The 25148-nt window shown below is 62.0% G+C and carries 31 protein-coding genes; 18 read left to right on the top strand and 13 right to left on the bottom strand.

Going from position 1 to position 25148, the window contains the following annotated elements; all coding sequences use genetic code 11:
• Window positions 1-101 precede the first annotated feature (101 nt).
• Window positions 102-1472, top strand: a complete 1371-nt coding sequence (locus tag BM216_RS17120; protein WP_093000401.1) for an extensin-like domain-containing protein — start codon at window positions 102-104, stop codon at window positions 1470-1472.
• An 88-nt stretch (window positions 1473-1560) separates the two neighbouring features.
• Here the strand turns inward: BM216_RS17120 and BM216_RS17115 are convergent, their stop codons facing one another.
• Together BM216_RS17115 and BM216_RS17110 are read right to left on the bottom strand one after the other, a co-directional pair.
• A complete protein-coding gene (locus BM216_RS17115) occupies window positions 1561-1893 on the bottom strand; it encodes a DUF6966 domain-containing protein (protein WP_093000400.1) in 333 nt (110 codons plus the stop codon).
• Window positions 1890-2087 (bottom strand): hypothetical protein, encoded by a 198-nt coding sequence (locus BM216_RS17110; protein ID WP_093000399.1) that lies wholly within the window; start codon window positions 2085-2087, stop codon window positions 1890-1892. Before BM216_RS17110 ends, BM216_RS17115 begins: the two co-directional genes overlap by 4 nt.
• Here BM216_RS17110 and BM216_RS35025 point away from each other — a divergent pair.
• The 7 genes from BM216_RS35025 (at window position 2086) to BM216_RS33545 (ending at window position 7732) form a co-directional block, all read left to right on the top strand.
• Complete coding sequence (locus tag BM216_RS35025) at window positions 2086-2208, top strand: hypothetical protein (RefSeq protein WP_280141686.1); 123 nt, start codon at window positions 2086-2088, stop codon at window positions 2206-2208. The two genes, BM216_RS17110 and BM216_RS35025, sit on opposite strands and share 2 nt — an antisense overlap.
• A 417-nt stretch (window positions 2209-2625) precedes the next feature.
• On the top strand, window positions 2626-3447 hold the full coding sequence (locus BM216_RS17105) for a sulfite exporter TauE/SafE family protein (protein ID WP_093000398.1): 822 nt from the start codon (window positions 2626-2628) through the stop codon (window positions 3445-3447).
• Window positions 3448-3549: 102 nt separating this feature from the next.
• Window positions 3550-4890, top strand: coding sequence for a sensor histidine kinase (locus BM216_RS17100; RefSeq protein WP_143102785.1), 1341 nt, complete (start codon window positions 3550-3552; stop codon window positions 4888-4890).
• 353 nt (window positions 4891-5243) lie between these two features.
• The gene (locus BM216_RS17095) at window positions 5244-6170 is read left to right on the top strand and encodes an ABC transporter ATP-binding protein (RefSeq protein WP_093000396.1); all 927 of its coding nucleotides are present in this window, start codon (window positions 5244-5246) and stop codon (window positions 6168-6170) included.
• Window positions 6167-6949, top strand: a complete 783-nt coding sequence (locus tag BM216_RS17090) for an ABC transporter permease (RefSeq protein ID WP_093000395.1) — start codon at window positions 6167-6169, stop codon at window positions 6947-6949. The genes BM216_RS17095 and BM216_RS17090 overlap by 4 nt, the downstream gene beginning before the upstream one ends.
• A 21-nt stretch (window positions 6950-6970) precedes the next feature.
• A complete protein-coding gene (locus tag BM216_RS17085; RefSeq protein ID WP_093000394.1) occupies window positions 6971-7381 on the top strand; it encodes a hypothetical protein in 411 nt (136 codons plus the stop codon).
• 60 nt (window positions 7382-7441) lie between these two features.
• On the top strand, window positions 7442-7732 hold the full coding sequence (locus tag BM216_RS33545; RefSeq protein ID WP_143102784.1) for a hypothetical protein: 291 nt from the start codon (window positions 7442-7444) through the stop codon (window positions 7730-7732).
• 25 nt (window positions 7733-7757) lie between these two features.
• Here BM216_RS33545 and BM216_RS17075 read toward each other — a convergent pair whose 3' ends face one another.
• Entirely contained in the window at window positions 7758-8162 is a 405-nt protein-coding gene (locus tag BM216_RS17075; RefSeq protein ID WP_093000393.1) for a hypothetical protein, read from the bottom strand.
• Window positions 8163-8468: 306 nt separating this feature from the next.
• Here BM216_RS17075 and BM216_RS17070 point away from each other — a divergent pair, with 306 nt between their 5' ends.
• On the top strand, window positions 8469-9644 hold the full coding sequence (locus tag BM216_RS17070; protein ID WP_244530215.1) for a hypothetical protein: 1176 nt from the start codon (window positions 8469-8471) through the stop codon (window positions 9642-9644).
• A gap of 122 nt (window positions 9645-9766) precedes the next feature.
• Here BM216_RS17070 and BM216_RS17065 read toward each other — a convergent pair whose 3' ends face one another.
• Window positions 9767-10984, bottom strand: a complete 1218-nt coding sequence (locus BM216_RS17065; protein ID WP_093000391.1) for an MFS transporter — start codon at window positions 10982-10984, stop codon at window positions 9767-9769.
• 73 nt (window positions 10985-11057) lie between these two features.
• On the opposite strand from BM216_RS17065, the gene BM216_RS17060 reads away from it, so the two are divergent.
• Window positions 11058-12047, top strand: coding sequence for an AraC family transcriptional regulator (locus tag BM216_RS17060; protein ID WP_093000390.1), 990 nt, complete (start codon window positions 11058-11060; stop codon window positions 12045-12047).
• Window positions 12048-12078: 31 nt separating this feature from the next.
• Here BM216_RS17060 and BM216_RS17055 read toward each other — a convergent pair whose 3' ends face one another.
• The 4 genes from BM216_RS17055 to cobS form a co-directional block, all read right to left on the bottom strand.
• Window positions 12079-12330 carry a hypothetical protein gene (locus BM216_RS17055; protein WP_093000389.1) on the bottom strand — a complete coding sequence of 84 codons (252 nt, stop codon included), beginning with the start codon at window positions 12328-12330 and terminating at the stop codon, window positions 12079-12081.
• A 68-nt stretch (window positions 12331-12398) separates the two neighbouring features.
• On the bottom strand, window positions 12399-13100 hold the full coding sequence (locus BM216_RS17050) for a TIGR02281 family clan AA aspartic protease (RefSeq protein ID WP_093000388.1): 702 nt from the start codon (window positions 13098-13100) through the stop codon (window positions 12399-12401).
• Window positions 13097-13318, bottom strand: coding sequence for a DUF1289 domain-containing protein (locus BM216_RS17045; protein ID WP_093000387.1), 222 nt, complete (start codon window positions 13316-13318; stop codon window positions 13097-13099). The genes BM216_RS17050 and BM216_RS17045 overlap by 4 nt, the downstream gene beginning before the upstream one ends.
• 19 nt (window positions 13319-13337) lie before the next feature.
• Window positions 13338-14117, bottom strand: a complete 780-nt coding sequence (gene cobS / locus BM216_RS17040; RefSeq protein ID WP_244530220.1) for an adenosylcobinamide-GDP ribazoletransferase — start codon at window positions 14115-14117, stop codon at window positions 13338-13340.
• Between the two features lie 109 nt (window positions 14118-14226).
• Between cobS and cobT the strand changes: the two genes are divergently transcribed.
• Window positions 14227-15246 carry a nicotinate-nucleotide--dimethylbenzimidazole phosphoribosyltransferase gene (cobT, locus tag BM216_RS17035; protein ID WP_093000385.1) on the top strand — a complete coding sequence of 340 codons (1020 nt, stop codon included), beginning with the start codon at window positions 14227-14229 and terminating at the stop codon, window positions 15244-15246.
• 8 nt (window positions 15247-15254) lie between these two features.
• Window positions 15255-15647, top strand: a complete 393-nt coding sequence (locus BM216_RS17030) for a diacylglycerol kinase (protein ID WP_093000384.1) — start codon at window positions 15255-15257, stop codon at window positions 15645-15647.
• 6 nt (window positions 15648-15653) lie between these two features.
• Here BM216_RS17030 and BM216_RS17025 read toward each other — a convergent pair whose 3' ends face one another.
• The 3 genes from BM216_RS17025 to BM216_RS17015 are packed head-to-tail and all read right to left on the bottom strand — an operon-like array spanning window position 15654 to window position 17734.
• Complete coding sequence (locus BM216_RS17025; RefSeq protein ID WP_093000383.1) at window positions 15654-15926, bottom strand: type II toxin-antitoxin system RelE/ParE family toxin; 273 nt, start codon at window positions 15924-15926, stop codon at window positions 15654-15656.
• Window positions 15923-16150, bottom strand: a complete 228-nt coding sequence (locus BM216_RS17020) for a hypothetical protein (protein ID WP_093000382.1) — start codon at window positions 16148-16150, stop codon at window positions 15923-15925. The genes BM216_RS17025 and BM216_RS17020 overlap by 4 nt, the downstream gene beginning before the upstream one ends.
• 48 nt (window positions 16151-16198) lie before the next feature.
• Window positions 16199-17734, bottom strand: a complete 1536-nt coding sequence (locus BM216_RS17015; protein ID WP_093000381.1) for a sensor histidine kinase — start codon at window positions 17732-17734, stop codon at window positions 16199-16201.
• A 121-nt stretch (window positions 17735-17855) separates the two neighbouring features.
• Between BM216_RS17015 and BM216_RS17010 the strand changes: the two genes are divergently transcribed.
• The 4 genes from BM216_RS17010 (at window position 17856) to BM216_RS16995 (ending at window position 20764) form a co-directional block, all read left to right on the top strand.
• The gene (locus tag BM216_RS17010; RefSeq protein WP_143102783.1) at window positions 17856-18419 is read left to right on the top strand and encodes a thermonuclease family protein; all 564 of its coding nucleotides are present in this window, start codon (window positions 17856-17858) and stop codon (window positions 18417-18419) included.
• Entirely contained in the window at window positions 18395-19063 is a 669-nt protein-coding gene (locus BM216_RS17005) for a uracil-DNA glycosylase family protein (protein WP_244530214.1), read from the top strand. The genes BM216_RS17010 and BM216_RS17005 overlap by 25 nt, the downstream gene beginning before the upstream one ends.
• 52 nt (window positions 19064-19115) lie before the next feature.
• A complete protein-coding gene (locus tag BM216_RS17000) occupies window positions 19116-19604 on the top strand; it encodes an Lrp/AsnC family transcriptional regulator (protein ID WP_093000379.1) in 489 nt (162 codons plus the stop codon).
• A gap of 122 nt (window positions 19605-19726) precedes the next feature.
• A complete protein-coding gene (locus BM216_RS16995) occupies window positions 19727-20764 on the top strand; it encodes an alpha/beta fold hydrolase (RefSeq protein WP_093000378.1) in 1038 nt (345 codons plus the stop codon).
• Window positions 20765-20937: 173 nt separating this feature from the next.
• On the opposite strand, the gene BM216_RS16990 is transcribed toward BM216_RS16995, so the two are convergent.
• Together BM216_RS16990 and BM216_RS16985 are read right to left on the bottom strand one after the other, a co-directional pair.
• Window positions 20938-21642, bottom strand: a complete 705-nt coding sequence (locus BM216_RS16990) for a hypothetical protein (protein ID WP_093000377.1) — start codon at window positions 21640-21642, stop codon at window positions 20938-20940.
• A gap of 136 nt (window positions 21643-21778) precedes the next feature.
• On the bottom strand, window positions 21779-22651 hold the full coding sequence (locus BM216_RS16985) for an NAD(P)-dependent oxidoreductase (protein WP_093000376.1): 873 nt from the start codon (window positions 22649-22651) through the stop codon (window positions 21779-21781).
• A 294-nt stretch (window positions 22652-22945) separates the two neighbouring features.
• On the opposite strand from BM216_RS16985, the gene BM216_RS16980 reads away from it, so the two are divergent.
• Complete coding sequence (locus BM216_RS16980) at window positions 22946-23911, top strand: aliphatic sulfonate ABC transporter substrate-binding protein (protein WP_093000477.1); 966 nt, start codon at window positions 22946-22948, stop codon at window positions 23909-23911.
• A gap of 54 nt (window positions 23912-23965) precedes the next feature.
• A complete protein-coding gene (ssuD, locus tag BM216_RS16975) occupies window positions 23966-25141 on the top strand; it encodes an FMNH2-dependent alkanesulfonate monooxygenase (RefSeq protein ID WP_093000375.1) in 1176 nt (391 codons plus the stop codon).
• Window positions 25142-25148 lie beyond the last annotated feature (7 nt).

Genomic DNA, 25148 nt, shown 5'->3' with positions numbered 1-25148 from the left:
AAATGGCCCAGAAAGCGCCGCCATGTGGCAAGGTTTCGTTTACCGAACCTGCCTAAACTGCCCAATTGTGTCATTTCGGCACCGGAAGAGTGGCAACTGGTATGGCGTATGCTCCCTTAACCCGCCGAGTGATCGGCGCGCTGATGGTCTCGACAATGCTGGTCGCCTGTTCGGCCGAAGGGCTTGTTCCGCCGGCGTCGATCGACAACGGCACGCAGGTCGGGTCCATTTCACCCAGCCGTTCGCTGCCGCCGGAACCGATTTCCCAGCAACCCTATCCCATGGCATCAGCGCCGGTTTCTCAGGCCGGCGGCGGCTATATGGCGCCGAATGCCTCGAACGATGGCGGCCATTACCTGCGCGCGCCGGATGGCGCGCAGCCGGTCTATCAGCCAAGCGCCCAGCCAGCGCCCCAGGGCCGGCTGCCGATGATCGACAGCGACGAGGCCATGGGCCAGGCGTCTGCCGGGCGCGCGTCCGGGCAGGGCGGCCAGATGTCCGTTCCCTCCGAAGGCGTCAACATGGATGAGGAGTTCGGCTTCGGGCCGGACGAGAGCGACGTCGTCGGGCTGGCGGAAGAGCAGGATACGGATATTGCCGAAGGCGTCGGCGATCAGCCTGTGGTGGACGGGATCGGCACCGACAATCCCGTGGCGCTGCAGGGGCGGCGCCAGCCGATTTCGGCCGCGCCGAGTGCCGACGATCGCGTCGTCGTGCCGCCGAAACGGCAGGGTGCCGGGGTCAGTCGCCAGGGCACGGGCGCCGCCATGATGTGGGGTGATCGTTCTCCTGTCGTCGCGCCAAGCCGCGCGCCAACGGAGACCCAGGAAGTGGCGATGCTGCGGCCCAACAATCCCGTTGCCAGCGACGCGCCTATGAGCGAACCGGATGCGCCGTGGCTGCGCAACGTGATGCCGCAATCGGAAGTCGCCTGCCGCAGCGAGCTGCGTCGCCTCGGCGTAGAGTTCAGAGACCTGCCGCGGATTTCCCAGGGGAAGAGCTGCGGTATCGACTATCCCGTCAAGCTGTCCGGCCTTTCGGGCGGTATCGACGTGAAACCCGCGGTGACGCTCAATTGCCAGGTGACGCTTGCGTTTGCCAAATGGGTGAAGAACGATCTGGCGATTTCCGCCCGCACCCGCTACCTGACCGGCATTCGCCAGATCCAGCCGATGGGCGGCTATTCCTGCCGCAAGATGAACAATAGCCGCCAGCGCTACAATCCGATGTCGGAACATGCCCGCGGCAATGCGATCGATATCGGCGCGATCGTGTTGAAGAACGGCCATGATATCGACGTGCGCAAGAAGGGGCTTTTCTCCTTCCGTGAAGGCGGTCTCTTGAAATCCGTGCGTGGCGACAGCTGCAAGTATTTCAACACCGTGCTCGGCCCCGGCAGCAACAAGGAGCACTGGAACCATTTCCACTTCGACCTGAGATCCCGCAAGGGCGGCCGCCGCTATTGCGACTGACGCGGGAAAGTCGGGGGGGGGGACGATTGGTCCGCCGTTGCTCCAAGGCGCCGGATGGCCGTGAGGCAAATTCAGTTGGGGACCTAAATCACGGTTCCTCTCGCTGCAATTTCTCTCCCAGTCTCCATGCTTCTTCCAGCATCTCGTGAAGCTGGTCGTTCTCCGTCGTCAGCATTTTTCCATCACGATGGAGTACGACGTCGTTGAGAGTGCCCATGCCGCCGCACATGCCCAGGAACCCATGCAGGCCCCACGCATCGGACTTTTCGACGGCAAAGCGGCAGCGACCGACCATTATGGCCCAATCGGCAGCATCGTTGGTTGCCAATTGCACCTCTATGCGGCGCAGCAGTTCGGCGAAGCGGGCGACTTCAGGGTGGAGTTTGATCGGGTCTTGCGAGCCAATGCGCGCGTCGGTCAATTGCGCGACTTGGGAGTGTGAGGCGTTGCTTTGGTGGTGTCTTCGTCCTGCGTGTCGGCCAGATCAGATGCCATGGGCATGGTGAAAGCCTCCACCATCAGCGCAGCCATATCCTCGGGGGAACCGAAGTCTTCATCGAGCTCTTCAGCCGGCAGAACCTCCGGCACGTGTTGCTTCTTAAGAGCTTTGGGCATGGTATTCGTCTCTCATGATCCGGGCATCTCGAAGATCTTCCCGAGTGGTTCCATGGTACGGTATTCCGGCACCGGTTATACGCGACTAAACGTCAATCTGCATTACGTCAATTTCCGGTAGGTAGATTGTCTATTGCTTATATTTTTCTTGCTAATTCTTTGGCGGCCGCAAGTTGAACGGTTTTCCACTGAGCGGCGCACGGCGTCGGAAGTTACCACCCGTTTGGCTTAGGGCGTCCGGAAGCTGCTGATTTATCGCAAGAAAAAGCCGGCCCAATGTGTCAAGACATTGGCGGCCGGCGAGACGAGCGGTGGCGTCTTGGGAAAGGCCTTCCTCGCTCCAATCGTCCTCATCACAGGTGGGCAAGCCGTGTTGATGACCTGGCGGACGAGCATTTTCACGGTCGCGCAAGGGTGCGGCGGCGGTTCGCGGGACCGTCGCTTGCCTGCCACTGACAATGCTGTAGACAAGTAACGACAAGATGACAGACGTGCGGTGGACGATTCTTTCTGCGCGCTATCCGTGCAGGAGAAGGTTGTGCCCGCGCTCATAAATATCTGGCCCTTCATCGTGGCGCTGCTTGCGGCCGGCGTCGCTGCCGGGCTGCTGGCCGGGCTTTTCGGCATCGGAGGCGGCGCCATCCTTGTGCCGATCTTCTTCCACGTCTTTGGCTTGCTCGGCGTGCCGGATGCGGTGCGCATGCATCTGGCACTGGGCACTTCGCTGGCGATCATCGTACCGACCTCGATCCGCTCCTTCATGGCGCATCGGCAAAAGGGTGCGGTCGACGTCGGCCTCCTGAAGGGCTGGATCGTCGCGGTGCCGCTCGGCACGATCATTGCGACGGTCGTTGCCGCCTGGGCTTCGAGTACCGAATTGCGGCTGATCTTCGCGATCATCGCATTGGCTCTGGCGCTGCGCATGATCTTTGCGAGGGACAGCTGGCGGCTTGGCGAGGATCTGCCGAAGAACCCGGCGAAGTTCCTCGTCGGCACCGGGATCGGCATTCTGTCCGGCCTGATGGGTATCGGCGGCGGGGTGATGAACAACACTTTCATGACGCTCTACGGCCGTTCGATCCACCAGGCTGTCGCGACATCCTCCGGCGTCGGCGTGCTGATCTCCATCCCCGGCCTTGTCGGCTATGTCTGGGGCGGCTGGGGTGCGGCGGGCCTGCCGCCATTCTCGACCGGCTACATCAACTGGCTGGCAGTGGTTCTGCTCATCCCCGTGACGCTTTACACGGCACCTTACGGCGCGCGACTGGCGCATGCGCTGTCGAAGAAGCATCTCGAACTCGCCTTCGCGCTGTTTCTGGTCGCGGTGTCGATGCAGTTCTTCGCCAGCGTGATCTTCTAGGTCGCCGCAGCTGAAACCTGCAGCCGGCGTCAGTCCCTAAACCGCCCGTGCGCCAAGGCCATTTGAGTTCACGATCTTCGATTTTGATATTTCGACGGGATTATGGGGAACCTATTTGCCGCGAGCGCGGTGCGCGGCGTCATCTTTGATCCAAAAGCCAAATCGGCTAAGGTCGGGTGTGGGCGTTCAACCAATTATCGGCGGGTGTTTTCAATGACCAACCTTCGGATCGTCTCTAGTGACCGGCCCATCGCCAGGCCTTCGGACGAAGCGTCGGACATAGAGTTGCTGCACGCCATCAGCGTCGATTTGATCGGAGAGCAGGATCGGTTCGCGCTCTACGGAAAGATTGTAGATGCCGCCATATCGATCACCCAGTCGCAGTTCGGTACGATGCAGCTGCTCTGCAAGTCCGAAGACGGCTCGGGCAACGGGCTGCAGCTTCTGACATCGCGCGGACTGACACCGGCTGACAAGTCAGTCTGGCAGTGGGTTGCGCCGACCGCCCTGAGCAGTTGCACCCAGGCGCTCAAATCCGGGCAGCGCGCGATTATCGCAGACTTCGAAAGCTGGGCAGAAATAGCCGGCACGCCGGATCTGATGGCGTTTCGCAGGGCCGGCATCCGGTCGGCTCAGACCACTCCGCTTATTTCGCGAGACGGCACCCTGCTGGGCATGATCTCGACCCATTGGAGCGAGCCACATCAGCCATCGGAACGCGACCTCCGCCTTCTGGATATTCTGGCACGGCAGGCCGCCGACCTGCTGGAGCGCACGATCGCAGAAGAAGCGTTGAGAGAGCGGGAGAGGGAGCTGGAGGCAAGTGTTGCGGCCCTCCGCGAAACGCAGGAACTTCAGAAGCTTCTGGCGGGAGAACTCGGTCATCGCGTCAAGAACCTGTTTGCTATGGTGACCGCCATCGCCTCCCATACCTTGAGAGGCTCAAGTGATCAGGTTCGGGTACAAACCCTGCAGCAGCGTCTCATGGCACTCAGCTCCGCACACGACATTCTGCTGCAATCGAACTGGGCGGCAGCCCTTTTGGGTGATGTCGCGGCTGCGGCCGCGAACGGTGCGGGTGTCGCGGGCAGAATCCGCATCGAGGGTCCGGATGTCGAGATCGGATCAAAGGCAGCGTTGAACGTCGCGCTGCTCCTGCACGAACTGACAACCAATGCACTCAAGCACGGTTCGTTGTCGGTGGGTGGGGGCAGCGTGGATCTTACCTGGCGCGTCGAGGGCAAGGGCATCGATGAAATGCTGCGCATGACCTGGCGGGAAACCAAAGGGCCGGTGGTCGTCAAGCCCGAGCGCAGCGGCTTCGGATCCAAGTTGATCAGCGCAGGCCTTAGCGGGTCTGGCGGCGTGGTCATTGCCTACAACAGCACCGGTTTGATGTGCGAAATCAGCGCCCAGGTCAGCGAGCTCCAGGGCGCTGAGTGATAAAGGATCAGTCAGCGCGTACTGCTCGTTTCCACGGGCGGATTGCGGCTGAAAGATCGCTCCTTGGGCCTGTCCTCATCGAACGAATAGCCCTGCCACTTTCGTATGGACGGGTGAGCACATCCTTCCGGCTCGCGTCATGCCGCCCGTCACTTATTCTTGGCCCATTTCCGCTGAGGGCCAACAGTCTTGACCCGTTATAACTCTGTCCGCTTCTTGCCGCCCGCGTCCGTGGCTTGCATTACACCGGAAAACGGAACGCAATATTCTACCAAGGAGGGATAGATTCATAGGAACGCGCCCCTATATTGCGCCTTCCTGCGAAATCATCTTCCAATAGAAGCGCGATACACATGCCCCCCATCATATCGGTCAAGAATCTGACCAAGACCTATGGAAACGGGTTCGAGGCCCTGAAGGGCGTCGATCTCGACATCGAGCGCGGCGAGATCCTGGCGCTGCTCGGGCCGAACGGCGCCGGCAAGACGACGCTGATCTCGATCGTGTGCGGCATCGTCAACCCCAGCGGCGGCACCGTCATGGTCGGGGGGCACAATGTGGTGCAGGATTTTCGCCAGACCCGCGCGATGATTGGGCTGGTGCCCCAGGAGCTCACGACCGACCAGTTCGAGACGGTGTGGAATACGGTGAGCTTTTCCCGCGGAGTGTTCGGCAAGAAGGCAAATCCGGCGCTGATCGAGAAGATCCTGCGTGATCTTTCTCTCTGGACGAAGAAGGACAACATGCTGCGCGAGCTTTCCGGCGGCATGAAGCGGCGTGTGCTGATCGCCAAGGCGCTGTCGCACGAACCGGAAGTGCTGTTCCTCGACGAGCCGACGGCGGGTGTCGACGTCAACCTGCGCCGCGACATGTGGGAGGTGGTGAAGCAGCTGCGCGAGCAGGGCGTGACGATCATTCTGACTACTCACTATATCGAGGAGGCGGAGGAAATCGCCGACCGGGTGGGTGTGATCAATGGCGGTCGGCTTCTGCTGCTGGAGGAAAAGGCTGCGCTGATGAAACAGCTCGGCCGAAAGCAGCTGACGCTCGATCTGACGGAGCCGCTGGCGGCGCTGCCGCCGAGCCTTGGCGCCTTCGACCTGACACTGTCGGAAGACGGGCAGAAACTGATGCACGAATACAGCCACAACGGAAGCCAGGACAGCATATCGGCGCTGCTTGCGGCGCTGACTGCGGCGGACATCCATTTCAAGGACCTCTCGACGCGGCAGAGTTCGCTGGAGGACATCTTTGTCGCTCTGGTGGAGGAAAAGGCATGAATTTCGAAGCGATCAAATCCATCTATGGATTCGAGATGGCGCGCATGCGTCGCACGCTCCTGCAGAGCGTCATCTCGCCGGTCATCACCACCTCGCTCTATTTCGTCGTCTTCGGCACGGCGATCGGCTCGCGCATTCCGACGATCGAGGGCGTCTCCTACGGTTCGTTCATCACGCCCGGCCTGATCATCCTGACGCTTTTGACCCAATGCACGGCGAACGGCTCGATCGGCATCTATTTCCCGAAATTCACCGGGACGATCTACGAGATCCTGTCGGCGCCAGTGGCGATGACGGAAATCCTGATCGGTTATGTCGGGGCAGCGGCGAGCAAGGGGCTGATCATCGGCTTCATCATCCTAGCGACCGCATATTGCCTGTCGCTGATCAACCCGGATTTCGGGACGATCTCGGTCGCCCATCCGCTCGTCATGCTTCTGTTCATGGTTCTGACGGCCGTAACCTTCAGCCTGTTCGGCTTCATCATCGGCGTCTGGGCGAAGAATTTCGAGCAGCTCAACATCGTGCCCATGCTGATCGTGCCGCCCCTGACCTTCCTCGGCGGCAGCTTCTATTCGATCAAGATGCTTCCGCCTTTCTGGGAGGCGGTCAGCCATCTGAACCCGGTCCTCTATCTGGTCAGCGGCTTCCGCTGGAGTTTCTACGAGGTCTCCGACGTGAACCCTCTAGTGAGCCTGGCGATGATCGGCCTGTTTCTGGCGCTGTGCCTGTCGGTGCTCGGCTGGATGTTCAGGACGGGATACCGGCTGCGCAGCTGACGAGCGCCGGACATATTTCTCATGGGCAAGGGACGCCGGGACAGGGAAGTGCAACAGGACGTCGCGCGGTTCAGCATCATGCATGCGCCTTACAATCCCTATCATGCCGAAGCTTTCGGTCTGGTCTTCAAGCTCTCCTACGCCCTTCAAGGGCGGCACGAGCCTCGCGTCGAGATTTTTCTCGATGACGAGGAGGCGAGGGCGAAAGAGTGGAGGATCTACGGGACATTGCTGGAGCCCGATGATCCGCGATATGCCGAGGTGTCGTTTTCAGCGATCGGCGAGGCGGCGGATTTTAAGCTCGGCGTCGCCGGCTTTCGGATGAGGTTCGAGGCGCTTCACGAGGAGATCGAGGCCTTTGCGAATGGCGCAATGGAAGCGATGCCGGTCTATTCGTTCTCGGTGACGCCGGCGATAAAGGGCGAGGGGTGACGTCGATCTCTTTCTCGCCCAACCTCCGTTCTAAGCCGGATGGCAGCAACGGAGGACAATATGCCCAAATCACACTTCTTCCTGACACTGCCTCTCATCGCGATCACGGCATCCTGTTCAGCCGGCGAAAGCCAGCAGCCGGTCGCGCAGGTCCAGCCAACGGCGGCAGAGGAGCGGCCGATGGATGAAGTGCCCGTGCGCAAGACACTGGCCAATGGTGATCGGCAATACGCCTATCGCAATGGCTGCATCGTCGTTCTGGAGGCGAAGCGTGCGGTGGTTAAGACCGAAGGCGCTGTCTGCCAATCGCATCATCGCGATATATCGCTGCTTTACGCTTCAGGAGATTGAGGCGAACGCCGTATGTCTAGGACAGTCAGATCTTCACCACCTCGTCGCGCCAGAAGACGATGACGTATCCGCCGCTCGGGGCGGCTTCGGCAGCCCAGGCCTGCAGCTGGTTCATGTAGGGCGCGCGGCGCCAGATGTCGGGGCGGTCGGGATCGGCGAGGACGGTGATCTGCTTTCCCTGGCTATAGACCATCACATGGGAGCGGGACGGCGCCCATTCTTCACCGAGTGCCTGATCGGTCATCCAGAGACAATGGAAATCGCGGCAGACGGAGGGACGCCGGCCATAGATCGTGCAGCCTTGTTCGGCGACGCAATGGGCGCACCATTCGTCGGCGGGCTTGTCGAAATGGTCGATCTCCGGCAGGCGGCAACAGAGCGTGCAGGTTCCGCAAGCGCGACCTTCGACGGTGGATGGGGCTGATAACATCGGGCGGGCATAGCAGCTTTCCGGCCGGGCGGGAAAGCCGATGCTTCGTTGCCATGATTGTAACTGGTTGTTGTTCTGTTTCGTGTAGGTCGAAGATCGGCGATGTGGGGCCAGGGAAATTCGGCGTGACGGCGTCGCAGGCGTCGTCGTCCTTAATCCCGCCACAGGTCTGGGCTTAGGGCGTGCAGCAAGATTTGGGCCTGTCCGGATGTCGCCGGGCCCTTGCGGAGCCGGACAGGGCTCCGTCCAAGAAGAAAGAAACTTTAAGTGCAAGCATATTCATCGTCCGCGCGCGTTGCGAAACGCGTGGTTCTACACTTCCCCGGTTTCGAGCAGCTGGACGCGCCGCGCCATCGGGTGCGCTACGAGCGGGCGATGCAGATGACGGCAAAGCTCTGGGATCTGTCTGCCGAGGTGGGCGTGCTGCGCGAGGACGGGCACTGTCCTTATTTCGATATAGAGACTGCCGGAGGCAAAGCCTCCGAGGAGGCGGGCTGGCGGACGGCGAGCCGGTTCTTTCTACTTGACCACGACAGGATCGTCAGCCAGCTGGCGAAGCGGCCGCTGCTGATGCGGTTGGCGCGAGGCTTGCGGAGTGCTGCGATCGTCATATCGGAAGGCGGCGCATTCGGCTATTTCCGCCATGCCTGGCGTTTCGGCCTGTTCTTCGTCTTTCCGTTTCTGCTCGTCGTCCTGGGCTTGGCGATCAGCCTGGCGCTGGCGACCTATCCCTTGTGGCTCGGCGTGAGCGCCTGGCATTATCCATTCGGCATCGCGCTTGGCATAGCTTTCTTCCTCAAACTCTTCCTGCCGTTCTCTGAGCGGTATTTCACGCTGCACCTGTTTTCCGACTGGGAGCTGGCGGTCGCAGTCGCGCGCATGGATGAGGCGTGGATGAGGGACTGGGTCGAGGCGTCTGCGCGGGCGGCGAGGCCGGCCTTCGATGAGGATGCGGATGAATATGTCATCACCTCGCACAGCATGGGATCCAGCATGGCGGTGCATACGATCGGTCTGCTGCTGGAGCGGGAGCCGGACCTTTTTGTCGGCAAGCGGGTCACATTCGTCACGCTCGGCGGCGCGATCCTTCAATGCGCGCTGCTGCGTTCCGCCACGACGCTGAGGTCGCGTGTCGGGGCGATTGCTCGATCGAGGGACGTTGCCTTCGTCGAAGTCCAGTGCCTGACCGATATCATCAGCTTCTACAAATCCTCAGTGACGGCACTGACAGGCCATTCGGATGCGCCTTCGCCGCGGCTGATCTTCCTGCGGATCCGCAACATGCTGGAGCCCGAGCGTTACCGGAGGATCAAGCGGGATTTCCTGAGGGTGCATCGCCAGTATGTGCTGGGCTCCGACCGGCGGACGAATTTCGATTTCGGCCTGATGACGGCGGGCCCTTGGCCGGCGGGTTTCTTTGCCGACATCGCGCCCGGGCGCAGGCTCGACGACGTGCTGGCCGGCGACAGCCGGGCGGCCTGAGGACTCAGCAAAGAAAACCGCCCGCAACCTTTCGGCTGCGGGCGGTCCGATCTGCTTTCGGGGCCTATTTCTGGCTGGAGGTCAGAAGCCCCACAGATCTCATGCCGGGCTGAGTGCTGGGTTCAGCCTAGCGAGAGCTGGCGACGTTCGCCGCGAGCGGCCATGACCGAGGCGCCAAGGGCTGCCGCGACGGCGGCAAAGGCGACGACGGCGACGGGGCCCTGGGTTTCGATCAGCAGGCCGCCGAAGATGGCACCACTCGAAATGGCGATCTGGAAGGCCGGGATGACCAGCGCGCCGGCGCTTTCTGCCTCATCCGGTGCGTGGCCGACGACGAAGCTCTGGACGCTGACCGGGAAGGCACCGAAAGCCAGACCCCAGAGAGCGATTGCCGCTGCCGAGACCATCAGCGAGGCACCACCGACGGCGAGCATGACGGCAGAGACTGCGACGAGGCTGGTGAAGATCACGATCGACAGACGCGGGCTGCGTTCCGAAACCATGCCGCCAAGCATGTTGCCGAAGAAGCCGGTGACGCCATAGGCGAGCAGGATCAGCGAGATCGTCTCGACATCGAGATGCGGTACCTGCTCGAGGAACGGCCGGATATAGGTGAAGCCGGCGAAATGGCCCGCAACGAAGAGCAGGATGGTGAAGAGCGCGGTGCGGATGGCCGGACGGCGCATGACCGCGGCCAGCGTGCCGAGGCCGGCATGGCCGGTCGGCGGCAGGGCCGGCAAGGTGAAGGCCTGGACGGCGAGCGCAATCACGCCGACGGCGGCCGACAGGTAGAAGGCGGCGCGCCAGCCAAGCGTGGCGCCGATCCAGGCGCCGAGCGGGGCGGCACAGACGGTGGCCAGCGACACACCGGCCATGATGATTGCCATGGCGCGGGGCATTTTTGCAGGCGGGACGAGGCGCATGGCGAGCGCGGCCGACATGGCCCAGAAGCCGCCAAGGCCGATGCCGAGCATCGCGCGGGCAAAAAGGACGGTGTAGATGCTCGTCGCGGTCGCGGCGATCAGGCTGGAGACGATCAGGAGCGTCGTCAGAGCCAGAACGGTCCAGCGGCGGTCGAAGCTGCGGGTGCCGATCACGACGCCGGGGCCGGCGAAGGCTGCCATGACGGCAGTGGTGGTGATCGACTGCCCGGCAATGCCGGTGCTGACGCCGAGATCTTCCGACATCGGTGTCAGAAGGCTGACCGGCAGGAATTCCGCCGTGACGAGGCCGAAGACGCCGAGCGTGAGCGATATGACCGCCCCCCAGCGGGAAACTTCCTGTGCGACACCTTGTCCGGTCCGCGTTTCGTCATCAGATGGTAGAGGGCTGCCGTGCATAGGGAATCTCCTGATTTGATTTTCGTCAGGAATAAGCGTGACGCTCTGGCGTTTCCATGCTAGAAACTCCGACATGCTTGACAGATCGTCCAAATTCTCGTCCGCCGCGCCAGCCGATCCGCTTTCGGAAATGCTGCGAGGGCTACGACTCGATGGTGTGGAATACGGTCGATGCCGTCTGGCCGAGCCCTGGGCCACGGCTTTTCCTGCCGAAGACGCCGCGCGCTTCCATTTCATTTCCTCCGGATCGGCGCTGCTTAAGGCGCCTTCGGGGGAATGGCTGCGTCTCAATGCCGGCGATGCGGTGATCCTGCCGCGCGGCGATGCCCATGTGCTTGCCAGTGCCGAGAATATCGAACCGTTGCCCTTCGGCCGTTACGGCAAGAAGGAAGTCTGCCAGGGCGTGTTCGACATGCAATGCGCCGATGCGCGATGCGGCACGGTGGCGCTGACCGCCTCGATGCGCTTCAACATCGACAAGCTGCATCCGCTTCTGCAACTCATGCCCGACGCGATGCTGACCAGTGATCTTGCCACCAGCGAACCTGCCATCCCGCATCTTCTCGAGGCAATGGCGCGCGAGGTGGATATGGACCGTGTGGGTGCGGGCGGCATTCTCGCCCGGCTTGCCGACGTCCTGACGGCGACGATCATCCGCACCTGGGTCGAACATGGCTGCGGCGATACGAGCGGCTGGATTGCCGCCGTGCGCAATCCCGAGATCGGGCGCGTGCTCGCCGCCATTCATCTGGAGCCGGATCGGGACTGGACCGTCGCTGATCTGGCGCGGCTGATGGGCGCGTCACGTTCGGGATTTGCCGAACGCTTCGCGCGCGTCGTCGGCGAGACGCCGGCACGATACGTGGCGCGCGTCAGGATGCATCAGGCACGGCTCTGGCTGAAGGATGGTATGCGGGTCGCGACGGTGGCCGAAAAGTTGGGCTACGACGCCGAGGCCTCGTTCAGCCGCGCCTTCAAGCGGATCATCGGCGATCCGCCGAGCCATTTTCGCGGCAAGGGTGAGGATGCCCCGGCCGTGGTGGAATTGATCGCTGCGGAATAGGCGCGCTGTTGTCCGCCAGGTGAATGCGCGCTCAGGTGGCTGCCAGCTGCAGCCGGGCGGTTTGCCATTCCTCCCAGCAATTTTCCGGATCGATGTCGCGATAGCCGCGCGAATCGTCCATTCTTCGCGCTACATCCGGAGAGACGGAAATCGCGGGGCAATTGTAACGGATGTCGATCACTTCCTGTTCCGTGAGCGGGTTGCCCTTGGTCTTCTCGATATTGAGAAGGGTCGCGACGAGGCTGGGGACGGGATAGATGACGAGGTCGTTGTTCTCGGTCATGATGCTCCTTTTACAGGCGTCGAGCCTGCCGTTGCGACGTGATCTCGATCCCGGGCAGGGACGGGATGTCAGTCCCTCAGTCTGAGCTCATCCGTTTGCATCTGCAGCGAACTCAGCGTCGAGAGAAAGCTCATGCCGAGCAGGCTTTCGTCGAGGCGGCCTTCCTCCGAGACCATGGCGCGGACATTGCGCCGGGAAATCGAACCGATGGTAATCTCGTCGAGCCTGACGGGAGCCGCCATTGCCCTGCCATTGGCAGTCATGACAGGGATCGTGTAGGCGAGCGTTTCCGGATCGATGCCGATCGCGGCGGCATCATCAAAAGACAGCACGACGCTGCTGGCGCCGGTGTCGACCAGCATCGGGATCGTCTTGCCATCGACCGTGACATCCGCCTGGAAATGGCCTCCGAGCGCCTTCTGGATGATCACCTCATCGCCGTCCCGACCCGTGACCACGACCGCACGGCCCGGCACGAGGCCGGCGACCATGCGGCCGGCAAACTGCTGGGCATCGCCGCGATAGAGATAGGCCGCAACGAGGCCGAGGATGATGACGAGCCAGATCGCCAGGTTGCGCAGCGCCTCATTCATATTGCCGCGTCGGCCGGACAGTATGCCGGCGCCGAGCAGGCCGGCGATCGGGATCATGTAGATCAGATGGCCGAAATCATCGTTGTCGATGCCGAAGGTGCGGCCGCTATCATGATTGAAGACGAGAAGCGCAAGGCCTGCGCCGAGTACGAGAAGGACGAAGGTCAGGCCGTTCATATGCTCTGGCGCTCCTTGGCTAAACGTTGGCGGCGTGTTTCGCGGCGCGGCTTTCGCTCGACGGTTTCGAGCCTTGCCGGAAGGACATCCATGATCGAACCGCGCTCGGCATCGGAATAGTCGATCCAGGAGGCGATCTCGTCGCGCGTGCGGCCACAGCCGAAGCAGTAACCGGTCTTCATGTCGATCGAGCAGACGAGGATGCAGGGCGATATCATGGTGAAATATATCGATGGTTCAGGCGATGATCGCAAGGGTCGCCAGCATGACGATCTCGCAGATTTGTTGGGTCGCGCCGATCGTATCGCCGGTGTGACCCTCAAGCTTCCTTCGGACGAAGCGGGTGAAGGTCGAGCCGGCCCCTGCGGTCAGAAGCAGAGTGAAGAGGGCAGCGGCAATGCCGAGATGGGAGGCGACAAGGGCAAGTCCGATGAATGCGCCTGATGCGAGCGCAACATTGCGCGCCGTATCCTGGGGCGCGCCGGCAGAGGCTGCGACGCCGGTCGCGCGCGCCGAGGGCAGGGCGCTCCAGTGCCAGATCATCATCGCGCGGCTGACGGAAGCTGCGGCCAGCAGCGACACGGCGACAAGGGTGGCGTCGGCGCGGGCAAGAGCGGCGAGCGATGCGGCGCGCAGACCGAAGGAAAGAACGAGGGCGACGACGCCGTAAGAGCCGATACGGCTGTCCTTCATGATCAGGAGTGCGTGATCGCCATCGCGGCCACCGCCGAGCCCGTCGGCGGCATCGGCAAGACCATCCTCATGCAGCGCACCTGTGATCAGGGTCATCAGTGCAAGCGCAAGCAGGCTTGCAACCAAGGCGTCCCCGATCTCTGCCAAGCCATAAACGACGAGGGCGGACGGCAACGCGATCAACAGCCCGGCGAGCGGAAAGGCCCGCACGACGCGCGAGATCGAGCCGTCGTGATCGCGGAAGAACCGGTCCGGCACGGGGACGCGGCTAAGGAATGCGACCGAGCGGGCGAGGTCGGCGATGAAATCCGTCGCGTTTGGCAGTTGTGGCTCCGTCGATGGCTGGTTAAGAAGTGCGCACACAAGCGTGATTTGCCGGCAAACACAAGTGTCCAACACGAGCGCGCCGGCTGCAAGACCAGAGAGACTTTCCATGAGCTTGAGCGGCCTGCCCTTCGACGATTTCCGCAACCTCATCGCCAACCTGCCGGGACCGGATGCGCGGGCACTGGTGGACGCGCGAGAGCGCGACGCACAGCTGACCAAGCCGCCGGGCGCGCTCGGGCGACTGGAAGAGATCGCCTATTGGCTCGCTGCCTGGACGGGCAGAGCGCCGGCGGTCAATCGTCCGCTGGTGGCAATCTTTGCCGGCAATCATGGCGTGACGAAGCACGGCATCACCCCATTCCCCTCGTCCGTCACCCAGCAGATGGTGGAGAATTTCGCCGCTGGTGGCGCCGCGATCAACCAGATCTGCGTGACGCACGACCTCGGCCTCAAGATCTTCGATCTGGCGCTCGATTATCCGACCGGTGACATCGCCACCGAACCGGCGCTTTCCGAGCGCGATTGTGCGGCAACCATGGCCTTCGGCATGGAGGCGATTGCCGGCGGCACCGACCTCCTCTGCCTCGGCGAGATGGGTATCGGCAACACGACGATCGCCGCTGCCATCAACCTGGCGCTCTATGGTGGCGAGGCGGAGGATTGGGTCGGCCCGGGCACCGGCAGCCATGGCGAGCTGATGGCGCGCAAGATCGCCGTCGTGAAGCAGGCGGTGGAACTGCACAGGGATCACCTCAACGATCCGCTGGAAATCCTGCGGCGTCTCGGCGGCCGCGAGATCGCGGCGATCGCCGGTGCGATCCTCGCCGCCCGCATGGAAAAGATCCCGGTTCTGCTCGACGGTTATGTCGTCACCACCGCGGCCTCGATCCTGAAGGCGGCCAACCCGTCCGCCATCGATCACTGCCTGATCGGCCATGTCTCGGGCGAGCCGGGTCACCTGAAGGCGATCGAAAAACTCGGCAAGACGCCGCTGCTGGCGCTTGGCATGCGGCTGGGTGAGGGTACGGGTGCTGCGCTCGCCGCCGGCATCGTCAAGGCCGCGGCCGCCTGCCATTCCGGTATGGCGACCTTCGCGCAGGCAGGCGTCACCAACAAGGAACCCTGAGCTCCCGAATGGAAAAGACACCGCTCGACAGCACTATCGAAAAGGCGAGCGGTGTCCGCCGCATCATCGCCGCGACACGGTATTCGCTGCAGGGGCTGATGCGGCTGTGGCGGGAAGAGGCGTTCCGCCACGAGGTGATCGCCTTTGCGCTGGGGCTGGTGCTGTTCCTCCTCGTCGGCGCCTCCGCGATGGACTATTTCGTCTTCCTCATCCTTATGCTGCTGCTGTTTGCGGTGGAGGCGCTCAATACGGCGATCGAGGAACTGGTGGACCGCATCTCGCCGGAAATCTCCACCGTCGGCCGGCATGCGAAGGATCTCGGATCGTTCGCGGTGTTCTGCCTGCTCAGCGCGAATGGGCTGTTTGCGCTTTATGTGGTGATCAAAGTCTTTGCGAGTTGAAAATCATCAGCTCCGGCGCGACGTATGGCGGAAGCGCAGGATGATAATTTCCTCTTGTGATACGCGGTAGTAGATCACGTAGGGGTAGGGTGTCAGGAACAGACGGCGGGTATTGCGTCTGCCATGCACTGCACCAGCCTGTGGCTGCTCCCGCAAGAGTTCAAGCAACTTGTAAAACCGCAATGCAACGTGCTTCGCCCCCTGAGGGGATCGTGCCCCGATATAGGCGATGGCATTGTCAATTTCGCGGAGGGCTTTCGGCGTATACCTGAGTTTCACAGTCCGTACTTGGCCCACATGGCACGGACTTCTTCTGCCGTCGCAAGTTCGCCCCGCGCGACTTCGCGCTCGGCTTCGTCAATATCGGCTTCTTCCTCCGGCGTCAGAACATACACGCCCTGCCCCTCGTTGACGAAAGTCAGCATCATGCGTGCGAGTTCGTCCTGCAGTTCGGCAGGAAGATCGCGGGAAGCCTCGATAGCCATATCAAGAAGCGTGGTCATGTTCCCAGTATGCACCCGAAATCGGTAATGGGAAAGAGCCGTTCAGGCTTAGGCGAAGCTCCGCCGGCGGCGTTCCACGGCCGGGGCATCGGCAAACGCCGGGACGCTCTGGAGGACGCGGGTGGCGGGGAGGATGGCGATGGCTTCGGTGCCTTCGCGCAGCTTCGAGCGCAGCACGAACTGGCCGTCATGCTTGGCGAGGATCGCCTGGACGATGGGCAGGCCGAGACCGGTGCCCTGTTCGGCGCTCTTGATGGCGATCGAGCCCTGGCCGAAGGCCGAGAGCACGACCGGTATCTCTTCTTCCGGAATGCCGGGGCCGTTGTCCTTGATCGCCAAGTACTGTCCGCCGCCGGCGGTCCAGCCGACCTTGACGGTGACTTCGCCGCCCTGGCTGGTGAATTTCACCGCATTGGACAGCAGGTTGAGCATGACCTGACGGATCGCCTTCTCGTCGGCCCAGACCTGCGGCATTTCCGTCTCGAACTGCTGGCGGATGACGATATTCTTGGCGCGCGCCCGCAGCTGCACCATGCCGATGCAATCCTCGGCTACTTCCAGAAGCGACAGCGAATCTTCGGCGAGGTCGTAGCGTCCGGCCTCGATGCGCGAGAGGTCAAGGATCTCGTTGATCAGGTTCAGGAGATGCTCGCCTGAGCGATGGATGTCGCCCGCATATTCGCGGTAGGTCGGGTTGGGCAGCGGGCCCAGAACCTCGGAACTCATCACCTCGGAAAAGCCGAGGATGGCGTTGAGCGGCGTGCGCAGCTCATGGGACATGGAGGCGAGGAAGCGGGACTTTGCAAGGTTCGCCTCTTCGGCGCGCCGGCGCGCCTCGTCCGACATGGATTTCGCCACTTCGAGTTCCGCGATGAGATCGTCCTTTTCCGACTGATAGGCCATCAGCGTCAGATTGGAACGATAGAGCCGGTCTCCGATGTAATGGAAAAAGACGACCGCGGTGGCGCAGATGGCGATGAGGCCGATATCCAGAAGCTGGCGCGACAGGACGGCATTCGCCAGCAAGGCGGCGATCATCGGCAGGAAGCCGATCAGCACGCTCTGGCGCAGCATGAAGCTGCTCATCGCCGTGATCGAGATTGCGAAGAGCAGGGCCGCGCCCTTGTAGAAATAATAGGTGTCGCCGCCGCAGGCGGAGCAGGTCTGGAAGGCAAAGAGAGCCCAGCCGATGCCGAGCAGGACCTGACCAATCAGAAGCCGGCGGCGCCATTTGGCAGTGTCCGCGGCGGTAATTTCCTTGCGGCTGAAGCGTCGTGCGATCAACAGGTTGATCGCATGCAGGCTGAGCATCAGCAGGGCCCAGGCGAGCATGTTGGCGCTCGGGCTCAGATACATGCCGATGCCCGTGATCAGCGCGATGAAGAGGGGCACTGCGGCCGCCGACTGGAGGACGGCGTTGACATGCTGTGCCAGCATGTCCCTATCGAATGCGTGATTGCCGTTGGTGCTGAGCTGCAGGCGTTCGCGCGTGGCGCGCACAGCCTTGGACACCGCCTTGTTGCGGTGGCTGCGCGATCGATCAACGATGATTTTGTCGGTCGAGGTACTGACGCCGCTACTCATGGGTTGTGAACTATTGCCTCGTGTGATTGAGACATTAGGGACCAATCCTTAAGAAGATCCTGCCGGGAAAGGTTTTGTTTGCCATTTTCCTGAAGTTTCCGTTTTCTATTGAGGCCGGATTGTGACCCGATTACCCAAGATCCTGATGGATGGCGTCTTCCTCGGCGCCTTCTTCATCCTGGCATCATTGATCATTGCGAAGCTGGATCTCGGCCACGAGGTCGAGCTGCGGGGGCCGTTTTATGCGATAGACGGCGATACGCTGGCCGCAGGCGGTGAGCGATTGCGCCTTGTCGGCATCGACGCCCCGGAGGCAGACCAGACCTGTGGCGGTGACGGCAAGAGCCAATGGCGATGCGGGGATGCGGCGCGCGAGGCGCTGTCCGTATTCGCTACCGATCCGACGATTTCATGCGGCGGCGATGCGCGCGATCGCTATGGCCGCATTCTCGTGCAATGTCATCGAGGCGCGCTTGACGTCAATGCGGAGTTGGTGAAGCAAGGCATGGCCGTTGCAGCCGGCAATTATGCTGGGGAGGAGAGCGCTGCGCGCGACGCTGGCACCGGCATATGGGCAGGCCCGTTTGAAACCCCAAAGGCTTGGCGCGCGAGCCGCGGCCGGCCGGAGGAGCAGGAGAGCGGTGGCGGGCGGTTCCCGGCGTGGCTGGCGGATCTCTGGTCGTGACCGGCCCGGACCCGATCGGGGAACTTGGCGCGTCCATCTCGCACTGTCGGATCTGCCGCGACTGTCCGGCTAAAGGCGAGGCCGACCGGCTGCCGCACGAGCCGCGACCTGTCGTGGCCCTATCCTCGACCGCGCGGCTGCTGATCGCCGGTCAGGCACCGGGACTTCGGGTTCATGAAAGCGGGTTGCCGTTCAACGACGCGTCCGGCAACCGGTTGCGTGAGTGGATGGGCGTGACCCGCGACGAATTCTATGACGCGAGCCGGATCGCGATCGTGCCGATGGGCTTCTGTTTCCCGGGTTATGACGACAAGGGCAGCGACCTGCCGCCCAGGCGGGAATGCGCGCCGGCCTGGCGCGGCCGGGTGATGGCGGCCATGCCCCAGATCGATACGGTCCTGGTTATCGGCCAGTATGCCGCGGCCTGGCATCTCGGTCCGCGGCGCAAGGGAAGCGTGACCGACACGGTGAAAAACTGGCGCGAATATTTTCTCGTCAATGACGGTCCGCGCATCCTGCCGTTGCCACATCCGAGCTGGCGCAATACGGCGTGGCTGAAAAACAACCCGTGGTTTGATGCGGATGTGCTGCCTGTCCTCAGGCGGGTTGTGGATAGCTTGATGGGGAGAACGAATTTCGGTTAACTGCTCAAAAATACCTATATAATGGAAAAATCATTTCGAAAGGGTACTTTCCATGGACCGTCTTGACCGCAAGATCCTGCGCATCCTGCAGGAGGATTCCACCCTCGCCGTTGCGGATCTTGCCAAGAAGGTCGGCCTGTCGACGACGCCGTGCTGGAGGCGCATCCAGAAGATGGAGGAGGATGGCGTCATCCGCCGCCGTGTGGCGCTGCTCGATCCGGGCAAGGTCAACACCAAGGTCACGGTCTTCGTGTCCATCCGCACCGCCAGCCACTCGATCGAATGGCTGAAGCGTTTTTCGGAGGTCGTGGTCGAATTCCCCGAAGTGGTTGAATTCTATCGCATGAGCGGTGACGTCGACTATCTGTTGCGCGTCGTCGTGCCCGATATTGCCGCCTATGATGCCTTCTACAAGCGGCTGATCGCCAAGATCGAGATCCGCGACGTTTCCTCCGTGTTCGCGATGGAGCAGATCAAGTACACGACCGAGCTGCCGCTCGATTACATGCTGATCGACAACCAGAAGGCCGGCGACGACTGATCGGCCGATAAACCTCCTTCACAGGGCCGTTATCATCGATTGCCGCTGATGCGGCGCCTCCTACCTGAGCCTGCGAGCCCGTGCACGAGATGTGCCGGGCCCGGATGCTAGAAGGAGTTTTCATGTCCGCGCGATCCCTGCTTTCCCTTGCCGTCCTTGCTCCCGTTCTGCTCGGAGGTGTCGCTCTGTCCGGGCCGGCCACTGCCCAGGATGCGGCTGCCGAGCGGCCAACCTATGGCGCGCGCCTGGAAGGGTTCGAGTATCCGTTCAAGACCGAGATGTTCAATGTCTCCAGCCAGGGACAGTCGCTCGAGATGGCCTTGATGGATATCGCGGCCGACAATCCGAACGGGCGCACCGTCGTACTGCTGCACGGCAAGAATTTCTGCGGCGCTACCTGGGAAGGGCAGATCAAAAGCCTGACCCAGGCAGGCTATCGGGTGATCGCGCCGGACCAGATCGGCTTCTGCAAGTCTTCCAAACCCCAGGCCTATCAGTTCAGCTTCCAGCAATTGGCAGAAAATACCCATGCTCTGCTTGAGGCGCGAGGGATCGAGAAGGCGACGATCGTCGGCCATTCGATGGGCGGTATGCTCGCGACGCGTTATGCGCTGATGTATCCCGATCAGACGGAGAAACTGGTTCTGGTCAACCCGATCGGGCTTGAGGACTGGAAGGCGAAGGGCGTGCCCTATCAGCCGATCGAGGCAGCCTTCGAAGGCGAGAAGAAGACGACCTTCGACAGCATCAAGGCTTATCAGACGAAGTTCTACTATTCGGGTCAGTGGAAGCCGGAATACGACAAGTGGGTCGATATGGGCGCCGGCATGTATGGGGGCGAGGGCGGCGATCAGGTGGCCTGGGACCAGGCATTGACATCCGACATGGTTTTCACCCAGCCGGTGGTCTACGAGTTCGGTCAGGTGAAGGTGCCGACGCTTCTTCTGATCGGCCTGACCGACAAGACGGCGCCCGGCGCAAATCGGGCAGGCCCGGAGATTGCCAATTCGCTGGGTGACTATACCCAGCTGGGCAAGCAGGCGGCGGAGGCCATTCCGGGCGCGAAGCTCGTCGAGTTCGAGGGGCTTGGCCATGCACCGCAGATCCAGGATCCGGCGCGGTTCGACAAGGCATTGCTCGACGGATTGAAGCAAGACTAGCCTGCTATCGTCTTTCACCTCGGCGACCGTCGAGGTGGAAGACTGTGCCCCGCGTCAGAAAGAGCCGCTAACCGGCTCGGAAACGACGATGATGTCAGCCGGATCGGCCACCAATCGGATGGACGCACCGCTGACTTCAACCAGATCGTCGAAGCCGGTGAAACGGCTTTGGCTTACGATGAGGCGCGTTCTTCCCTGAGCGATGCGATATATGCCTGGAGATTGGCCGTCGGATCGTTCGGATCAAAGAAGGTTTCGTCGCGCCTATAGGTGTCGATGCGGCGCCAGAGCTTCGGGAAAATCGGGGGAAGGCCCGCAAGGTCGCTATTCCACGCAAAGCCGGATGTCGTCGCGTCGGCGCTCCAGACGCCCGCGCCTGACTGTCTTGCATTCGTGCATATGGCCGCGAGATGCAGTCTCAAGTCTGCATATAGCGTATCGTAGAACAACGGATAGGCATGCCCGCGTTCGAGCTGTGTGGCGTTGACGCTGGTTGCGATATCTGCGGGATCAAGCCTTATCCTCGTGCCATCCGTCCGTGCGATGTCGCCGGAGAACACAAAGCAGACCGGCCTGCCGTGCGGATCGAGCTGGTTTGTGCAGATGTAACCTCTGGCATCGGATTGTGGTGGTGCGACCAGACCGAGGTTGGAGGCCGTCGCATCGCTCGAATAGGGTTGGATCGCTGCCTTCTCCAGGCAGTCGATCCCCTCGTAGCGCAACTGTACGCTCCCGTTTTCTGCGTTGATTCCGGGAGCCGCACCGCGTCGACGCAGACGAAAAAGCGGAGCAGGGTCGTCCGGAATGAACCGGACGGAATCGCCGTCAGGCTGGCCCAGCTGCGGTGCAAAGCGGCCTTTCAGAAGCCAAAAAGACATGTCTTCCCCCATCGTTTCAGCACGTGCCGATCGGATCGTGCGCTCTCTATGAGGGTAATGCTAGGTGTATGTATCTTTTGCGACAGTCTGCGTCGGCTTCCGTTTTTGCGGCTGCCTCATTTTACAGGGACCTGCGTTACTTCCGCTCCAGCCGCGCCAGAAGCGAGGACGTGTCCCAGCGGTTGCCGCCCATTGCCTGGACGTCGCCGTAGAACTGGTCGACAAGGGCGGTCAGCGGCAGCTTGGCGCCGTTGCGGCGGGCTTCGGTCAGGACAATGTCGAGATCCTTGCGCATCCAGTCGACGGCAAAACCGAAATCGTATTTGCCCTGGTCCATCGTCTTGTGGCGGTTTTCCATCTGCCAGGAACCGGCTGCTCCCTTGGAGATGACGTCGATGACCTTTTCGATATCGAGGCCGGACTGCTTGCCGAAATGGATTGCCTCGGAGAGACCCTGGACGATGCCGGCGATGCAGATCTGGTTCATCATCTTGGTCAGCTGGCCAGCGCCGACCGGGCCCATGAGGCCGACCATGCGGGCATATGCATCAATGACGGGCTTGGCCTTGTCGAACGTCTCCTGGTCGCCGCCGCACATTACGGTGAGCACGCCGTTTTCGGCGCCGGCCTGACCGCCGGAGACGGGGGCGTCGATGAAGCTGACGGCCTTCTCCTTGGCTGCCGCTTCCAGCTCGCGGGCGACTTCGGCGCTGGCCGTCGTGTTGTCGATCAGGATCGCGCCCTTTTTCATGCCCGAGAGAACGCCATGCTCGCCTATCGTGACTGAGCGCAGATCGTCATCATTGCCGACGCAGGTGAAGACGAAATCGGCGTCCTTGGCCGCCTTGGCCGGGGTGGCGCCCGTTTGACCACCGAATTTCTTCGCCCAGTCAGACGCCTTGGCGGCAGTGCGGTTATAGACGGTGACATCGTGGCCGCCTTTTTCCTTGAGGTGCCCCGCCATCGGGAAACCCATTACGCCAAGACCGATGAATGCCACTTTCGCCATGCCGAACCTCCGGGAATTTGCTGTGCCGTCAGGATTAGAACAAAGCGTGGCCGGCGGAAAGCACCAAGACGGTAAAAATGATTTTCTGCAGCGCAGCATATTTTGAGTGTTTAGCAGTTTTGCATTCCGATCCTGTCGAAATAGAGAAATGAAATCTCATCTGTGGCCTGTTTTTTGAAAGGATGGAATGTCGACCAAGTCGATAGAGTATGGGAGCCTTTTCTGCATCGAAGGATCGCCGCCATGGAGGACATGACGGACATGACGATCTGCGGAGAGGAAAGGGACGCTTCCATGGTTACGCGGAGACAGACGTTGGGGCTCATCGGAGCGGCGGCAGCAGCGACGGTTCTGCCGATCGCGGGAACGGCGCGTGCTGCGGCCAAGGAATTACGCATCGGCTGGCAAAAGAACGGCGTGCTGGCGCTGGCGAAAAGCCAGGGCGCGCTCGAAAAGCGGTTTGCGGATCGCGGCATCACGGTGACGTGGTCGGAATTCACCTCCGGCCCGCCGCTTCTCGAAGCGCTCGGCGCGGGGGCGCTCGATTTCGGCCCGACGGGCGATGTGCCGCCGCTATTTGCCCAGGCCGCCCGCGGCAACCTGCTTTACGTCGGCACTTATCGCGGCAGTTCTGCAGGCTCGGCCATTCTGGTGCACAAGGATAGCCCGATCCAATCGATCGAGGACCTGAAGGGCAAGCGGCTTGCCTTCAAGCGCGGGTCGAGCGCCCATAATGTCGCCGTTAAGGTACTACGCAAGGGTGGGCTGGCGCCGACCGATGTGACGCAGCTCGATCTCGCGCCGCCGGATGCCGCGGCTGCCTTCAAGAACGGCTCGATCGATGCCTGGTCTATCTGGGACCCCTATACGGCGATCGCCGAGGCGGACCCGAACACGCGGGTGCTGACGACGGCGGAAGGCATTGTCGATAGTTGGAGCTATTTTCTCGGCAATGGCGATTTCGCCGCCGAGAACGGTGAGCTGATCGTCGAAGTGATCGACGAGCTGAAGAAGGTCGGCGGTGCGGCGCAGTCCAATTTCGACGAGACGGTGAAGGCGATCGCCTCGATCACCGGCGTGCCGGAAAAGGTGACCAACGTGGTTCTGTCCCGTCGCGGGGCCGATCTCGGTGCGGTCTCAACCGTGCCGGATGCGGCCGTCCAGTACCAGCAGGCGCTGGCGGACGAGTTCTACGACCTGAAGATCATCCCGCGCAAGCTCGACATCAGCGACATCGTCTGGCGCCCGAAGGCGAGCTGAGCGGCAACGCCGCTCGACCTGCTCGATACTCTATAGCCATCAAGGATTTTTCGAATGACCGATTCGTCCAAGCCCATCGATTTTCTCTGGTTCATTCCGACCGCCGGTGACGGTACCTATCTCGGCGGCAGCGAACTCAATCGGCCGCCCGAGCACCGCTACCTGCGCGAACTGGCACAGGCGGTCGATCGCCTCGGTTATTCCGGTGTTCTCCTGCCGACGGGCGTCTCCTGCGAGGAATCCTTCGTCACGGCGGCAGCACTGGCGCCGTTTACCGAGAAGCTGAAATTCCTCGTGGCGATCCGTCCGGGCACGGCGGCGCCGGCCTATTACGCACGGCTCGCCGCAGCTCTGGATCGGGTGTCGAATGGCAGGCTGCTGCTCAATATCGTGGTCGGCGGCAATCCGTCGGAACTTGCAGGCGACGGCATTTTCCTCGAGCATGACGAGCGCTACACCCATGCGGAAGAGTTCTTCCAGGTGTTCGAGGATCTGGTGACGACCGGGCATGCCGATCTCGACGGCAAGCATATCAAGGCGAAAGGCGCCAAGCTCGGGTTTCCGACCATCCAGCAGCCGCGGCCGCCGCTCTATTTTGGCGGGTCGTCGGATGCCGGGATCGAATTCTTTGCCGGGCGTGGCGATAAGTATCTCACCTGGGGCGAGCCGCCGGAGCAGGTGGAACAGAAGATCAAGGCCGTGCGCGCCGCCGCCGAGAAACGGGGAAGGGACGTGTCCTTCGGCATCCGCCTGCACTTCATCGTCCGCGAGACGGACGAGGAGGCATGGGAAGCGGCGGATCGACTGATCTCGAAACTGTCGGACGAGACGATCGCAAAGGCGCAGGCGAATTTCGCCAGGGATTCCGACTCGGTCGGCCAGCGGCGCATGGCAGCACTCCACAATGGTCGCCGCGACAAGCTGGAAGTCTCGCCGAATCTCTGGGCCGGTATCGGGCTTGTCCGATCCGGTGCCGGCACCGCGCTTGTCGGCTCGCCGAAGACGGTGGCGGCACGGCTCAGAGAATACCAGGCGCTCGGCATCGAGACGGTGATCGGCTCGGGCTATCCGCATCTCGAAGAGGCTTATCGCGTGGCGGAACTGCTGTTCCCGGAACTTGGCCTGAAACGCGAAGAGCAGCGGGCGGGTTTCGGCAACGAATTCGCCAGCGAGAAACCGGTCTTCGGCGGCGGTGGCCACGCCACGATCCGCGCCGTCGCGGCATCCTGATCAACCG

The organism is Rhizobium sp. NFR07 (assembly GCF_900111905.1).
In the GTDB taxonomy this organism is placed as follows: Bacteria; Pseudomonadota; Alphaproteobacteria; order Rhizobiales; family Rhizobiaceae; genus Neorhizobium.
The sequence above is the reverse complement of the archived record's forward strand: the minus strand, read 5'-3'. Positions and strand labels throughout refer to the sequence as shown.

Bases quoted from the DNA above. Each gene is read 5' to 3' on its own strand.
- BM216_RS17120 (WP_093000401.1), top strand. From the start codon at position 102: ATGGCGTATGCTCCCTTAACCCGCCGAGTGATCGGCGCGCTGATGGTC.
- BM216_RS35025 (WP_280141686.1), top strand. From the start codon at position 2,086: ATGGTATTCGTCTCTCATGATCCGGGCATCTCGAAGATCTTCCCGAGT.
- BM216_RS17110 (WP_093000399.1), bottom strand. From the start codon at position 2,087: ATGCCCAAAGCTCTTAAGAAGCAACACGTGCCGGAGGTTCTGCCGGCT.
- BM216_RS17100 (WP_143102785.1), top strand. From the start codon at position 3,550: ATGGGGAACCTATTTGCCGCGAGCGCGGTGCGCGGCGTCATCTTTGAT.
- BM216_RS17095 (WP_093000396.1), top strand. From the start codon at position 5,244: ATGCCCCCCATCATATCGGTCAAGAATCTGACCAAGACCTATGGAAAC.
- BM216_RS17090 (WP_093000395.1), top strand. From the start codon at position 6,167: ATGAATTTCGAAGCGATCAAATCCATCTATGGATTCGAGATGGCGCGC.
- BM216_RS17085 (WP_093000394.1), top strand. From the start codon at position 6,971: ATGGGCAAGGGACGCCGGGACAGGGAAGTGCAACAGGACGTCGCGCGG.
- BM216_RS33545 (WP_143102784.1), top strand. From the start codon at position 7,442: ATGCCCAAATCACACTTCTTCCTGACACTGCCTCTCATCGCGATCACG.
- BM216_RS17075 (WP_093000393.1), bottom strand. From the start codon at position 8,162: ATGTTATCAGCCCCATCCACCGTCGAAGGTCGCGCTTGCGGAACCTGC.
- BM216_RS17065 (WP_093000391.1), bottom strand. From the start codon at position 10,984: ATGCACGGCAGCCCTCTACCATCTGATGACGAAACGCGGACCGGACAA.
- BM216_RS17060 (WP_093000390.1), top strand. From the start codon at position 11,058: ATGCTTGACAGATCGTCCAAATTCTCGTCCGCCGCGCCAGCCGATCCG.
- BM216_RS17055 (WP_093000389.1), bottom strand. From the start codon at position 12,330: ATGACCGAGAACAACGACCTCGTCATCTATCCCGTCCCCAGCCTCGTC.
- BM216_RS17050 (WP_093000388.1), bottom strand. From the start codon at position 13,100: ATGAACGGCCTGACCTTCGTCCTTCTCGTACTCGGCGCAGGCCTTGCG.
- BM216_RS17045 (WP_093000387.1), bottom strand. From the start codon at position 13,318: ATGATATCGCCCTGCATCCTCGTCTGCTCGATCGACATGAAGACCGGT.
- cobT (WP_093000385.1), top strand. From the start codon at position 14,227: ATGAGCTTGAGCGGCCTGCCCTTCGACGATTTCCGCAACCTCATCGCC.
- BM216_RS17030 (WP_093000384.1), top strand. From the start codon at position 15,255: ATGGAAAAGACACCGCTCGACAGCACTATCGAAAAGGCGAGCGGTGTC.
- BM216_RS17020 (WP_093000382.1), bottom strand. From the start codon at position 16,150: ATGACCACGCTTCTTGATATGGCTATCGAGGCTTCCCGCGATCTTCCT.
- BM216_RS17015 (WP_093000381.1), bottom strand. From the start codon at position 17,734: ATGAGTAGCGGCGTCAGTACCTCGACCGACAAAATCATCGTTGATCGA.
- BM216_RS17000 (WP_093000379.1), top strand. From the start codon at position 19,116: ATGGACCGTCTTGACCGCAAGATCCTGCGCATCCTGCAGGAGGATTCC.
- BM216_RS16995 (WP_093000378.1), top strand. From the start codon at position 19,727: ATGTCCGCGCGATCCCTGCTTTCCCTTGCCGTCCTTGCTCCCGTTCTG.
- BM216_RS16990 (WP_093000377.1), bottom strand. From the start codon at position 21,642: ATGTCTTTTTGGCTTCTGAAAGGCCGCTTTGCACCGCAGCTGGGCCAG.
- BM216_RS16985 (WP_093000376.1), bottom strand. From the start codon at position 22,651: ATGGCGAAAGTGGCATTCATCGGTCTTGGCGTAATGGGTTTCCCGATG.
- BM216_RS16980 (WP_093000477.1), top strand. From the start codon at position 22,946: ATGGTTACGCGGAGACAGACGTTGGGGCTCATCGGAGCGGCGGCAGCA.
- ssuD (WP_093000375.1), top strand. From the start codon at position 23,966: ATGACCGATTCGTCCAAGCCCATCGATTTTCTCTGGTTCATTCCGACC.